Source organism: Streptomyces tamarix (assembly GCF_032423885.1).
GTDB lineage: Bacteria > Actinomycetota > Actinomycetes > Streptomycetales > Streptomycetaceae > Streptomyces > Streptomyces tamarix.
The window spans coordinates 53,872-66,727 of sequence record NZ_JAWCTQ010000034.1 but is presented as its reverse complement, the minus strand read 5'-3'; the positions used below and the strand labels follow the sequence as shown (position 1 = coordinate 66,727).

General features: G+C 73.6%; 11 protein-coding genes. 5 read left to right on the top strand and 6 right to left on the bottom strand.

Annotated elements, in window-relative coordinates:
• Window positions 1-137: 137 nt before the first annotated feature.
• Complete coding sequence (locus tag RND61_RS23465; protein ID WP_315880052.1) at window positions 138-785, bottom strand: helix-turn-helix transcriptional regulator; 648 nt, start codon at window positions 783-785, stop codon at window positions 138-140.
• Between the two features lie 809 nt (window positions 786-1,594).
• On the opposite strand from RND61_RS23465, the gene RND61_RS23460 reads away from it, so the two are divergent.
• Window positions 1,595-2,320 (top strand): thioesterase II family protein, encoded by a 726-nt coding sequence (locus RND61_RS23460; RefSeq protein ID WP_315880040.1) that lies wholly within the window; start codon window positions 1,595-1,597, stop codon window positions 2,318-2,320.
• On the opposite strand, the gene RND61_RS23455 is transcribed toward RND61_RS23460, so the two are convergent.
• Window positions 2,292-3,659, bottom strand: a complete 1,368-nt coding sequence (locus RND61_RS23455; protein WP_315880039.1) for a class II 3-deoxy-7-phosphoheptulonate synthase — start codon at window positions 3,657-3,659, stop codon at window positions 2,292-2,294. The two genes, RND61_RS23460 and RND61_RS23455, sit on opposite strands and share 29 nt — an antisense overlap.
• Window positions 3,660-3,839: 180 nt before the next feature.
• On the opposite strand from RND61_RS23455, the gene RND61_RS23450 reads away from it, so the two are divergent.
• Complete coding sequence (locus RND61_RS23450; protein ID WP_315880038.1) at window positions 3,840-5,366, top strand: anthranilate synthase component I family protein; 1,527 nt, start codon at window positions 3,840-3,842, stop codon at window positions 5,364-5,366.
• On the top strand, window positions 5,363-5,986 hold the full coding sequence (locus RND61_RS23445; RefSeq protein WP_315880037.1) for an anthranilate synthase component II: 624 nt from the start codon (window positions 5,363-5,365) through the stop codon (window positions 5,984-5,986). The genes RND61_RS23450 and RND61_RS23445 overlap by 4 nt, the downstream gene beginning before the upstream one ends.
• Here the strand turns inward: RND61_RS23445 and pdxR are convergent.
• Complete coding sequence (pdxR, locus tag RND61_RS23440; RefSeq protein WP_315880036.1) at window positions 5,961-7,355, bottom strand: MocR-like pyridoxine biosynthesis transcription factor PdxR; 1,395 nt, start codon at window positions 7,353-7,355, stop codon at window positions 5,961-5,963. The genes RND61_RS23445 and pdxR overlap by 26 nt on opposite strands.
• A 120-nt stretch (window positions 7,356-7,475) precedes the next feature.
• Between pdxR and trpD the strand changes: the two genes are divergently transcribed.
• Window positions 7,476-8,561 (top strand): anthranilate phosphoribosyltransferase, encoded by a 1,086-nt coding sequence (gene trpD, locus RND61_RS23435; RefSeq protein WP_391653981.1) that lies wholly within the window; start codon window positions 7,476-7,478, stop codon window positions 8,559-8,561.
• Window positions 8,562-8,735: 174 nt separating this feature from the next.
• Here the strand turns inward: trpD and trpC are convergent, their stop codons facing one another.
• Window positions 8,736-9,539 (bottom strand): indole-3-glycerol phosphate synthase TrpC, encoded by an 804-nt coding sequence (gene trpC, locus RND61_RS23430; RefSeq protein ID WP_315880035.1) that lies wholly within the window; start codon window positions 9,537-9,539, stop codon window positions 8,736-8,738.
• A 190-nt stretch (window positions 9,540-9,729) separates the two neighbouring features.
• Between trpC and RND61_RS23425 the strand changes: the two genes are divergently transcribed.
• A complete protein-coding gene (locus tag RND61_RS23425) occupies window positions 9,730-10,521 on the top strand; it encodes an FkbM family methyltransferase (protein ID WP_315880034.1) in 792 nt (263 codons plus the stop codon).
• Window positions 10,522-10,583: 62 nt separating this feature from the next.
• Here RND61_RS23425 and RND61_RS23420 read toward each other — a convergent pair whose 3' ends face one another.
• Together RND61_RS23420 and RND61_RS23415 are read right to left on the bottom strand one after the other, a co-directional pair.
• Window positions 10,584-11,549 carry a TauD/TfdA family dioxygenase gene (locus RND61_RS23420; protein WP_315880033.1) on the bottom strand — a complete coding sequence of 322 codons (966 nt, stop codon included), beginning with the start codon at window positions 11,547-11,549 and terminating at the stop codon, window positions 10,584-10,586.
• A 1-nt stretch (window position 11,550) separates the two neighbouring features.
• Window positions 11,551-12,837 carry a cytochrome P450 gene (locus tag RND61_RS23415; protein WP_315880032.1) on the bottom strand — a complete coding sequence of 429 codons (1,287 nt, stop codon included), beginning with the start codon at window positions 12,835-12,837 and terminating at the stop codon, window positions 11,551-11,553.
• Window positions 12,838-12,856: the final 19 nt, after the last annotated feature.

Sequence of the window (12,856 nt, the reverse complement as noted above, 5' to 3'; positions counted from 1 at the left end):
GTGTACGTGCCGTCCCCCGTGCTGACGATTCTTCACCGCTCCGCGCCCTCTGCCGCAGGCGCTCCGGGGAAGGCGAAGGGGCGGCCCCGTGGGGCCGCGCGGACCTCCGCGCCTGCCCCCGGGGGCTGCCCGCGCGGTCAGATGTAGCCCTCCCGCAGGGCGTAGGCCACGGCGTGGGCGCGGTTGCGGAGGTGCAGGCGGGTGGTCAGCCCGTGCATGACGTTCTTGACGGTGCGCTCGGAGTAGGAGAGCTTGCCCGCGATCTCGCCGGTGTCCAGGCCCTCCGCGACCAGCCGCAGGACGTCGACCTCGCGTGCCACGAGGCCCGAGGTGGGGGTGCCGGGGTGGCCCGCCGCGCAGCGCTGGAGCATCCCCACCTGGCTCATGAGACGGCCGAGGAGGTCGGCCGGGAGGTCGCCGTCACCGCGGGAGGCGGCGAGCACGGCCTGCAGCAGCCGGTGCGCGGTCGCTTCGTGGCGCCAGACGACGGCGCCGACCCCGCACTCGATGACGTCGAGGAGTTCGGCCTCGCGGACCGCGCTCACGACCAGGACGGCGCGGGCGCCCTCGCTGCGGACCAGCCTGCGCAACTGGGTGAGCATGGGCTCGTCCGGCGTCTCACCGATCAGGACCACCACGGTCCCGGGCCTGACCTCCGTTCCCTCACGGAGCTCGACCATCGGGTGCTGGCGGAGCTGACTGACCGCGCCGGCCCGGGAGATGGGATCCGCGGTGTGGACGACGACCGGTATCCGGCGCTCCGGGTCGGCTCCGCCGACCTCCATGGTCCGCGATGAACTACGCACTCGGATTACCCCCCATATCGGCGTGCCCGCGTCGTGGCGCGGCCTGCCGAACGCAGGCACAAAAGGACTGCGCCTACCCATCAATGGTCTGTTCAATCGTAGGGTCGGGCCGGGCGCCCCAGACAGCCGAACACGCCGCGCCCACAGCGGGACGCCGTCGAAGTGTCCGAAAAAGACCGGGCGTTCGGCTCGATCACGGGGTCGGGCGCCGGGGCCGCAGGGGCTGGGCGCCGGCTCCGCCTCCGGAGCGTTTCTGCTGTTCAGAGGGTTCGTATGCCCGGTCCGACCGGGCCGTGGAGGCCGTCCGCACACCGTGCGGAAGACCGACCGCCTTGGGAGCGCTCCCACCAGGGGTCGTCCGAATGTCGACGCCGGCCGCGCCGAGCCGGGGGCACTCCCGTCCCGGTGCCGGAACCAGGCCGCGAGCACGTGGGGACGGAGCACCGGACGGCAGGACGGGGGCGTCGGACCGCCCCGGTCCGCGGGACGCCCGAGGTCGTCCCGCTGCACGGGTCACGGCAGCGGGGGCCGACCGCGCCCGCGGACCGCTCACCCGCGCCCGACCGGGACGGAAGGCCGCGGCCACCGGGCGGTGGCCCCGGGTACGGGGTCCGGGGGAACACCGCGCCCGGTCCCACGGGCCCCGGTGCTCAGGGCTCAGGGCTCAGGGTGGGGGTCGACACCCCTGACGCGGCGGGCCGGGGCGGGGTGGCCGCGTCAGCGGCGTGTCAGTCCCGCTCAGGATCGTGGAGGCGACACACAGGACGCGGGGCCTTGGGGGCAGGAAGATGTGGACACAGTGCGTCGAGCCGCGGCCGTTCGCAGACCGGCGGCTGATCTGTTTTCCCCATGCCGGCGGCTCGCCCTACTTCTTCCGGGCCTGGGGCAAGGCGCTCACGGGGTTCGAGGTCCACGCGGTGTGCTATCCGGGCCGTGCCGAACGCATCGCGGAGCCGCCCGCCACGGAGCTCGCCGCGATGGCGGGTGACATCGCCGCGTCGCTGCACCCGTGGATGGGCGGCCGGCCCACCGTGTTCTTCGGTCACAGCATGGGGGCGATCGTCGCGTACGAGGTGGTGGGGGCGCTGGAGGACGAGGGGGTCCGGGTGGCGCACTTCGTCGCCTCGGGCGCCCGGGCGCCGCACCTGTTGCGGCCGGCTCCCGACGCGGCCACCGCCTGGGACGACGAGTCGATCGTGAAGACGCTCGTGGAACTGGGCGGCACGGACGCCGAACTGCTGCACAACCCGGGCTTCGTGAAGCTGGTCATGCCCTACATCGGCGCCGACTTCCGCATGCTGGCCTCGTACCGGTCGAACAGGAGCACACCGCTGCGGTGCCCCGTCACCGCGCTGGTCGGGGACCGCGACCCCCGGGTCGGGGTCGAGGACGTCGCCGCGTGGCGGGACCGGACGCGGGGGCCGTTCCGGTACCGGACGCTCCCGGGCGACCACTTCTACCTGGCCGCGGAGCCGCCCTACGCGGTCATCGACGGGGCGCCGGCCGGGAGCTGAGCGCACCGGCCCGGTCCCGGTACATCTCGGCGAGGAGGAACGCCAGGTCCAGCGACTGGGTGTGGTTCAGGCGCGGGTCGCAGGCCGTCTCGTAGCGGTGGTGCAGGTTCTCGGGCAGCACCGGGTTGCCGCCCCCGACGCATTCGGTGACGTCGTCGCCGGTGAGTTCGACGTGCACGCCGCCCGGATGGGTGCCCAGTTCCCGGTGGACCTCCACGAAGCCGCGCACCTCGTCGAGGATCGTGTCGAAGCCGCGGGTCTTGTGGCCGCTGGGCGCCGTGACGGTGTTGCCGTGCATCGGGTCGCTGACCCAGCAGACCAGGGCGCCCTCGGCGGTGACCTTCTCGATCAGGTCGGGCAGCACGTCACGGACGCGGTCGGCGCCGGCGCGGACCACGAAGGTCAGCCGGCCGGGTTCGCGCCGCGGATCGAGCCGGTCGACGAGGCCGAGCACGGTGTCGGGGGCGGTGGTCGGGCCGAGCTTGACGGCGACGGGGTTGTGCACGCGGGAGAAGTACTCGACGTGGGCGCCGTCGAGGTCGCGGGTCCGCTCGCCGATCCACAACAGGTGGCCGCTGGTGGCGTAGGCGCGGCCGGTGTCCGGCTCGGCGCGGGTCAGGGCCGATTCGTAGTCCAGCAGCAGCCCCTCGTGGCCGACGAAGAACTCGGCCGTCCCCAGCTCGCCGGTGTCCACGCCGCACGCCCGCATGAAGGCGAGGCTGCGGCCGATCTCGGCCGTGAGCTCCTCGTAGCGCTCGCCGACCCGCGAGTCCGCGACGAAGCCCCGGTTCCAGGCGTGCACCTGCCGCAGGTCGGCGAAACCGCCGGTGGTGAGGGCCCGTACCAGGTTGAGGGTCATGGTGGAGCTCTCGTACATCCGCCGCATGCGCCACGGGTCGGGGCGCCGTGCCTCGGCCGTGAACTCCGGGCCGTTGACGGCGTCGCCCCGGTAGGAGGGCAGTTCCGTGCCGCCGCGCCTCTCGACCGGCGACGAGCGGGGCTTGGCGTACTGGCCCGCCATCCGACCGATCTTGACGACGGGCAGGGCGGTGGCGTGCGTGAGGACGACGGCCATCTGGAGCAGGGTCCGGAGCTTGCCGCGCATCGCGTCGGCGGTGACCCGCTCGAAGGTCTCGGCGCAGTCACCGCCCTGGAGGAGGACCGCCTCCCCCCGGGCGACCGCCGCCATGCGACGGCGCAGCAGGTCGCACTCGGCGGCGAGGACCAGCGGGGGCGCGGCGGACAGCCACCCGGTCACGGCGCGCAGTTCCGCCCGGTTCGGCCACCGCGGCTGCTGGGCCGCGGGGAAATCCCGCCAGGATTCGGTGGGTGAATTCATCGTTCCCGGTTCCCTTCACTGTTTCTGATCGCCGAGTGGAAACACGGATCAGCTCAGTGCAACCGGCGCACGGGGTCAAGGGCTCGGCCAAGTGGTCCGCACGAAAGGCGATTGATTGGTCTGGCACGGCCGCCACACCCGCTGTTTTGCTGATCGCACTGTTTTCGAGGGGAGTTCACCATGCGAAGAGCGGAACACATCGCGGTGCGGGTCACCGCGACCCGATTGCCCCACCACGATTCCCTTGACGTGTACGAGCGGCTGCGCGCCGCCCGCGGGGAGGAGGACGTCTTCCTCTTCGAGAGCGTGGACGGCGCCGAACCCGACCGCCGGTGGGCCGTGGTCGGGTTCGGGCGCCTGGCGGAGATCCGGGTGTTCGACGGTCACGTCGAGATCGACGGCGCCCCCGGCGTGGTGGGAGCCCTGGTGCCGGCCGCCGAGGAGGCGGACCTGCGGCCCGAAGGGGCGGCGCCGGGCGGGTCGGGGCACCGGCTCGGCCTGCCCGGTGACGGCGGCCGGGTGTGGGAGCTGCTGGCGCGGGCCCAGGGGTTGTTCGACGTCGACACGGACGTCCCCGCCACGTCGTACGCCTTCGGGTTCCTGACCTCGTTCGCGTACGAGTCGGTCTGGCACATGGAGACGCTGCCCGCCCGGACCAAGGCCCCGAACGGACCCGACATCACGCTCACGCTGTTCCGGGACACCGTCTGGTACGACCTGACGACGGGTGAGGTCCGGCTGTTGCGCGCCGAGAGCGCCGCGTTCCCGCGGCGGGCCGACGGCACCGTGGGCGCGGTCGTGGCGATGGCCCGCGAAGCGGCCCGGGAGCGGGCCGACGGGCGCCGGGCGGCCGTTCCCGAGGCGCCCGCCCCGCTGTCGGTGAGCGACAGCGTCAGCCGCGAGACGTTCTTGGAGTGGGCCGACACCTGTCTGGAGCACATCAGGGTCGGTGACATCTACCAGATCCAGATCGGCCACCGCATCGACGTGACGACGACGCTGACGCCCGTCGACGTGTACCGGCGGCTGCGCGCCCGCAACCCCTCCCCGTACATGTACCTGATGCCCCGGGCGGGCAACACGCTGATCGGCGCCAGCCCGGAGCTGTTCTTCCGGATCGAGGGCGACGAGATCCTGATGCGCCCGATCGCGGGGACCGCACGGCGCGGCGCGGACGAGGAGGAGAACCAGCGGCGCGTGAAGGAGATGCGCGAGAGCGTCAAGGAGCAGGCCGAGCACGTCATGCTCGTCGACCTGTGCCGCAACGACATCGGCCGGGTGAGCCGGCCCAGCACCCAGCCGGTGGACCGGCTGATGGCGGTGGAGAGCTACTCCCACGTCTTCCACTTGGTCTCGACGGTGTCCGGCCGGCTGGAGGAGGGCGTCGACACCTGGCGGGCGGTACGCGCGACGTTCCCGGCGGGGACGATGACGGGCGCGCCGAAGGTGCGGGCCATGGAGATCATCGACGGCCTGGAGCGGGAGCGGCGCGGGAGCTACGCGGGGGCGGTCGGGCTGGCCGACGTGCGCGGGTGGAGCGAGTTCGCGTTGTGCATCCGCACGGTCGAGTACGACGGGACGACGTACTCGACGCAGAGCTCGGCGGGCATGGTGGCCCAGTCGGAGCCGGAGGCGGAGTGGCGCGAGACGCTGGCGAAGATGGGGGCCGCCCACTGGGCGCTGACCGGTGAGGAGCTGCTGCCGTGAGCGAGCCGAGGATCCTGCTGATCGACGCGTACGACAGCTTCGTCCACATCATCGACCAGTACCTGCGCACCCTGGGCGCCCGGACCGAGGTGGTGCGGTCCCTGACCCGCTCCCCGGAGGCGTTGGCCGCCTCCCGGCCCGACGCGGTGGTCCTCGGGCCCGGGCCCGGGCATCCCGCCGAGTCCGGCCACGTCGAGCTGGTGCACCGGTTCGCCGGGCGGGTGCCGCTGCTCGGGGTGTGCCTGGGCCACCAGGCGATCGCCCTGGCCCACGGCGGGCGGATCGAGGTGGCCGACCAGGTGATGCACGGGCGGACCAGTACGGTGCGGCACGACGGGGCAGGGCTGTTCACGGGGCTGGGCCACACGCTGGAGGCCACCCGGTACCACTCGCTGGTGGTCGCCGAGCCGCTGCCGGACTCCCTGGTGACCACGGCCGTCGCCGTTGACCACGGCTATGTGATGGGCCTGCGGCACCGCACGCTGCCCATCGAGGGCGTGCAGTTCCACCCGGAGAGCATCATGACGACCGGCGGGCTGACCATGATGGAGAACTTCCTGGCGACGGCCCGCGGCAGGGGCGCGACGGCGGCCCTCAGCGGAGGCGGCACGCCTCGCTGAGGGCCCGGACGGCCTCCGTCACCCCGGAGCGCGGCAGGTGCGCGTGGCCCACCACCAGGGCCGGCGCGTCCCACCGGGGGCGGACGTGGAAGGCGGCGGCGCCGCGCACCACGACCGAGCGGCGCGGCGCCGCGGCCACGAGCGCCGCCTCGTCGGTGTGGCGGGGCAACGTGACGTAGGCGTGCAGGCCCGCCGCCCGGCCGATGACCGAGGCGCCCGGCAGGAACCGGCGCACCGCTTCCTCCAGGGTGTCGCGGCGGTCACGGCAGCGGGCGTTGAGGCGGCGCAGGTGGCGGTCGAACAGTCCGCTGCGCAGCAGCTCGGCGAAGGCCAACTGGGTGAGGCTCTCGGTGCCGAGGTCGTGGCGGGCGCGGGCGCGCAGCAGCCGTGCGAGCAGGTCCGGGGGCGCGGCCAGCCAGCCCAGGCGCAGCCCGGGGGCGAGCGACTTGCTGGCCGTGCCCGCGTACACGACGTGGTCGGGGGCGAGGCACTGGAGGGCGAGGGGGCGCGGGCCGCGCTCGTACCACAGGCCGCCGTCGTAGTCGTCCTCGACGACCAGGCCGCCGGTGTCGCGCGCCCAGCGGACGAGCGCCTCGCGGCGGTGCGCGGAGAGGGCGACGCCGGTGGGGAACTGGTGCGCGGGGGTGACCAGGACCGCGCGCACCCCGATCGCGGCGAGCGCCTCGACGTCGATGCCCTCCTCGTCGACCGGGACGGGCACGGGGCGCAGCCCGGTCTCCCGGACGAACCGCCGCTGGCCGGGGTGGCCCGGGTCCTCGATGCCGATGGCGTCGACGCCGTCCTGGCGCAGCACGGTGCACAGCAGTCCCAGCGCCTGCGAGAACCCGGCGACGACCATGACCTGGTCGGCGGTCGCGCGCACGCCGCGCGCCCGGCCGAGGTAGTGGGCGAGTTCGACGCGCAGGCCCGGTTCGCCGGCGAGCGGGGGGTAGCCGTGGTCGGCGGGGGCCGCGGACTGGAGGGCGCGCTGGTAGCAGCCGAGCCATTCGCGGCGCGGGAAGGCCGGCAGGTTGCGGCCGCCGGTGCGCAGGTCCCAGCGGACGGCGGGCACATGGCCCTCGTCCAGCAGCGTCGGTACGACGGACGGCGCGGCGTCGATGTGGGCGACGACCCGGGTGCCGGCGCCCTGGGTGGCCTCCAGGTAGCCCTCGGCGACGAGTTGGCCGTACGCCTCCACGACGACGCTGCGCGAGACGTCCAGGTCGCGGGCGAGCCTGCGGCTGGACGGCAGGCGGGTGCCGGGATGGAGGATTCCCTCGGAGATCTGCCTCTTGATGAAGCTCTGGATCTGGGCGGTCAGGGATTTTCCGGAATCTCTGACGACCTCGACGGCCATGTGCAGGGCCATGGGCCCTTCCCCCTTCGAATTGGACCGTAATTCTCGACGGACAGTGGTCTGGTGGGTGCTCGTCGTCATGCGGAGACTGGACGGAGAAATTCCCTCAGGTGCCGTCCAAGGAGAATTCGCGTGACCGCCGAATCGCAGGTTTCCCCGAGCTGGCCGGAATTGCTGAACGCGCTGCTGGAGCGCAAGGACCTGTCCGCCGACGACACCGACTGGGCGATGGACGAAGTGATGTCGGGCGCCGCCGGGCCGGTGCGGCTGGCCGGGCTGCTGGTGGCGCTGCGCGCCAAGGGCGAGACCGTCGAGGAGATCGAGGGCCTGGTACGGGCCATGGGGCGGCACGCCGTACCGCTCGTCGTGCCCGGGCCGGCGGTGGACATCGTGGGGACCGGCGGGGACGGTTCCCACAGCGTCAACGTCTCCACGATGTCGGCCGTCGTGGCGGCCGGGGCCGGGGCGCGGGTGGTGAAGCACGGCAACCGGTCCGCGTCGTCGGCGTGCGGATCGGCGGACGTGCTGGAGGAGTTGGGCGTGGCGCTGAGCCTCCCCCCGGCCGACGTCGCGGAGGTGGCGGAGGAGGCCGGCATCACGTTCTGCTTCGCGCCGGAGTTCCACCCGGCCATGCGGCACGCGGCCGGGCCGCGCCGGGAGCTCGGCGTGCGCACGGTCTTCAACGCGCTGGGGCCGCTGGTCAACCCGGCTTCCCCGGCGGCCCTCGCGCTGGGCGTGGCGGACGCGCGGCTGGCGCCCCTGCTGGCGGGCGTGCTGGCGCGGCGAGGAGTTTCGGCGTTGGTGTTCCGGGGCGACGACGGCATGGACGAGCTGACGGTCACCACGACCTCCACGGTCTGGTCGGTGAGCGGTTCGGCGGTGCGCACGGAGGTGTTCGACCCGCGGGACCTCGGCATGGCGCTCGCGCGCCCGGGCGCCCTGCGGGGCGGCGACCGGGTCCACAACGCCCGCGTGGCCCGCGAGGTCCTCGCCGGTGCACGCGGCCCGGTCAGGGACGCGGTCCTCCTGTCCGCCGCGGCGGGCCTCGCGGCGCTCGCCCCGCCGGACGGGCGGGGCGCCGGCCCGGTCACCGAGCGGCTGGCGGCCGGTGTCGAACGGGCCGCCGAATCCATCGACTCGGGTGCGGCGGCCGCGGTCCTGGAACGGTGGGCCGCTCTCACGACGAAGCGGTCGGAGGCGGTCGGGGTGGCGGGCTGAAGGACGGGTGCGGGTGCCGGTGGGCCCCCCGCCGGCCGGGTTCGGCCCCGGAACGGCGGTCCGACCGGGGCAGGCGGGCGCGTACGGGGACGGTGGTGGGCGGGCGGGGCGGGCCGCCCCGGTGCGCGGGCCCCCGCCGGCGGGGGTTCCGGCGCCGGGCCGCCCGCCCCGGCGTCAGCGCACGCCGAGGACCGGGCGGGTGGCGGTGAGGAGGGCGGTGAGCGTGGCGCGGGGATCGGGGCCCGTGACGAGGGCTTCGCCGACCAGGACCGCGTCGGCACCGGCCATCGCGTACCCGGCGACATCGACCGGGCCGCGCACCCCCGACTCGGCGACCTTGACGACGCCGCCCGGGAGGTACGGCGCCACCCGCGCGAACGTCCCCCGGTCCACGTCCAGGGTCCGCAGGTCGCGCGCGTTGACGCCGACCACCCGGGCCCCGGCGGCTACGGCCCGCTCCGCCTCCGCCTCGTCGTGCACCTCCACGAGCGGCGTCAAGCCGATCTCCACGGCCAGCGCCACGAGGTCGGCCAGCCGGGGCTGGTCCAGCGCGGCGACGATCAGCAGCGCCAGGTCGGCACCGTGCGCGCGGGCCTCCCAGAGCTGGTAGGCCCCGACGACGAAGTCCTTGCGCAGCACGGGGACGGAGACCCGCGCCCGGACCGCGTCCAGGTCGTCCAGCGAACCGCCGAAGCGGCGCCGTTCCGTCAGGACGCTGATCGCGGCGGCGCCACCGGCCGCGTACTCGGCCGCGAGGGCCGCCGGGTCGGCGATCTCGGCGAGCGCGCCCCTGGAGGGGCTGGCCCGCTTCACCTCGGCGATGACCGCGGGTCCCTCCCCCGCGCGCAGCAGGGCGGCGCAGTCCACCGGGGGGCCGGCAGCGGTCGCCCGTTCGCGCAGTGCCGCCTCCGGCACCTTCTTCCGGCGTACCGCCAGATCGGCACGCACTCCTTCGACGATCTCGTCGAGAACGCTCATCGTGTCTCCCCCGACCGGTTGGTTGAGGACCGACCCTAGGGAGGCGGCCAGGGGTCGACCACCTCCTTAAGGGCCCGGCGAAAAACCCTGGTGGCGGCGGTGATCGGGCCGTGACCGGCATCAGCCCGCCGTCAGCGCGCTTCGGCACGCTGGCACGTGCCGTACGTCCGCGACCAGTCAGGAGAGCGCCATGGGGATCGACCCGAGCCGGATCGCCGGCGTCAACGCACACGAGACCGCGTTCCTCTACGAGGAGATCTTCGTCCGCCGGGCCTACCTCCCCGACGGGATGACCCTCCCGCCGGACGCCGTGGTCTTCGACGTGGGGGCGAACATCGGGCTCTACTCGCTGTTCGTGCGCACGGTGTGCCCGGACGCCACGATCCACGCCTTCGAGCCGCTGCCGCCGGTCTTCGAGAAGCTGGAGCGGAACATGGCCGCGTACGGCGTGCCGGCGAAGCTCCACCGGTGCGCGCTGTCCGACGCCGACGGCGAGGCGGACTTCACCTTCTACCCCGGCTACACGACGATGTCGGCGCGCTCCTCGCACGCCGAGACCGCGGCGGACCGGGAGTTCGTCAAGCGCCAGGTGCTGGACAAGCCGGCCGCCGCGGAACTGGGCGAGGACGTGGACCTGCTGGACGAGATGCTGGCGTTCCAGTTCCGGGAGGTGCCGTACGTGTGCCCGATCCGGCGGCTGTCGGACGTGATCGCGGAGGAGGGCGTGGACCGCGTCGACATGCTGAAGGTGGACGTCCAGCGGGCCGAGGCCGAGGTGCTGCGCGGGGTGGACGAGGCGCACTGGCCGCTGATCCGGCGGATCGCGCTGGAGGTGCACGACGAGCCGGGCACCGCCACGGAGGGCCGGCTGGACGTGCTGTGCGGCGAGCTGCGCGACCGGGGGTTCGCGGTCGCCCCCCTCGGGGACGACGGCCTGGTGGAGTCGGGCCGCCACGCGGTCTTCGCCTCCCGCCGCCCCTGACGACGCCGTACGGCGGGCCCGGTCGCGGTGACCTGGCCCGCCGTACGCGACACCGGCGCGTGTCACGTCATCGAGACGACGACCTTGCGGGGTCCCGTGTACGCCTCCCGCCCGTGCAGCACCGACATGTTGGCGACGATCATGATGTCGCCGCGCCGCCACGGTTCGACGAGCCTGTTGCGCCGCGCGGCCGCGCGCACCTCGGCGAGGTCCTCCTCCGGGATGGGCGTGCCGTCGCCGTAGGTCACCCAGTGCGGCAGGTCGTCGACGTCGTCGATCAGCGACAGCAGCGTCTCGCCCTCGTCGCCGGGCAGGTTCGACGGGTGCCACTGGTCGGCCTGGTTGAACCAGACGCCCCGGCCGCTGAGCGGGTTCGTGCGGATGCCCGGGCGGTGCTGGCTGACGCGCAGGCCGCCCTCGGCGGTCCACCGGTACTCCGCCTCCGACGCCTCCAGGAACTCCTCGACCACACCGCGGTCGCCGGTCTCGAAGGTGTCCTGCCACGACTTGCCGAGCCCCAACCCGCCGTGCAGGTGCTGCCGGTAGACGACCCCCGACTCGAAGCGCTCCCTGACCTTCGGGTCGAGGTCCTCCAGCAGGGCGTGGCCGTCGCAGACCGGGGTGGCCCCGCCGGTCTCCGGCGCCACCAGGCAGCAGAAGAACAGCCGGCTGGGCCAGCGGTGGGCGTAGGACAGCTCGTTGTGCAGCGAGATGTCGAAGCGCGCCGGGTACTCGGTCGACGTGAACACGCCGTCGGAGACCGTCACGCGCGGGGTGTTCCCGCCCCGGTAGCTGCCGATCAGCGGGTCGCCGAAGACGGTGACGGCCCGGTGGAACTCGTCGGCGTCCGCCACACCGGGCCCGCGCAGCATCACCGCGCCGCACGCGGCCAGCAGCTCCTCCACCCGGTGGCGGACCTCGCCCAGCGCGCCGGCGTCCCAGGACTCGACGCGCCCCTCGATGTGCAGGACGGCGAGGGTGGTGCCGCCCGTCGTCCGCCTCTCCTCCCGCATGCCGGCCACCCCCATGTCACCCCGCCACCTTCCCCGCCGCGGCCGGCGTCACCGGTTCGGCGGTGAGGGCGACGGGCAGTCCGCTGTACCCGTGCACGAAGTTGGAGTAGAGGCGCTGCGGCGGGCCCTGGAGCCGGATGCCCGAGACCATGGTGCGCAGCGCGTCGACCATGGCGTTCACGTGGACCCGGCCGAGGAAGGCCCCGAGGCAGAAGTGCGGCCCGTGCCCGAACGCCACGTGCTTGTTGGGGGTGCGGCCGATGTCGAAGCGGTACGGGTCGTCGAAGACGTCCTCGTCGAAGTTGGCCGAGCTGTTCCACAGGGTGACGACGTCCCCGGCTCGGATCACCTGGTCGCGGAGGGGTACGTCGACGAGGGCGCGGCGTCCGAAGTGCATGGCGGGGGTGGTCCAGCGCAGCACCTCCTCGGTGGCGCTGTCGACGGAGACCTCGCCGTCCTTGAGCCTGCGCCACTCCCCGGGGTGCTCGGAGAACGCGATGAGGCCGCCGATGGAGGACATGCGGCTCGATTCGTCACCGCCGAGGATGAGGCTGTAGCAGTTGAAGACGACCTCCTCCTCCGACAGCGGCTCGCCGTCGACGGTGGCGGTGGCGAGGGCGCTGATGACGTCGTCGCCGGGGTTGCGGCGACGTTCGGCGGCCAGTTCGGAGAAGTAGAGCAGGATTTCGTTCCGGGCCACCACCTCGTCCAGCGTGCTGTCCTCGGAGCTGTGCCGGGACAGGGTTTGGGTGTTCCACTCGACGAGCTGTTCGCGGTCGGCGGCGGGGACGTCCATGAGGTCGCCGATCGTGTTGATCGGGATGTGGTCGGCGACGTCGGTGACGAAGTCCATCTCGCCGCGTTCCAGGGCCTGGGCGACGAGTTCCCGGGTGCGGCGGTGGACGCCGGCGACGACGGGTTCCAGGACGCGCGGCGAGAACGACTTGAGCATCACGTTGCGGATCTCGGCGTGGCGCGGCCCGTCGGTGACGGCGAGCATCTTGCGGGAGGCGGAGTCCCCGCCCTGGAGCAGGGTGGCCAGCACGTTGCCCTGCTCGGAGGTGAACTGCTGGTTGTCCCGGTAGAGGGTGACGACGTCGGCGTACCTGGAAACGGCCCAGAAGCCGGGGACCGGGGTGTCGGTCGCGTGCCAGTGGACGGGGCTCTCGGCACGGAACCGGCGCCACAGGACGTGCGGATCGGTGTCGAGGAACGTCTGCGGGTCGGTGAGGTCGTACGCGCCGAGCGGGGACGGCGGTGGGGTGCCGGTCGCGCCCGCGGGCGCGGGCTGCTGCGTGGTCATGGCTGGTTTCCTCCAGGCG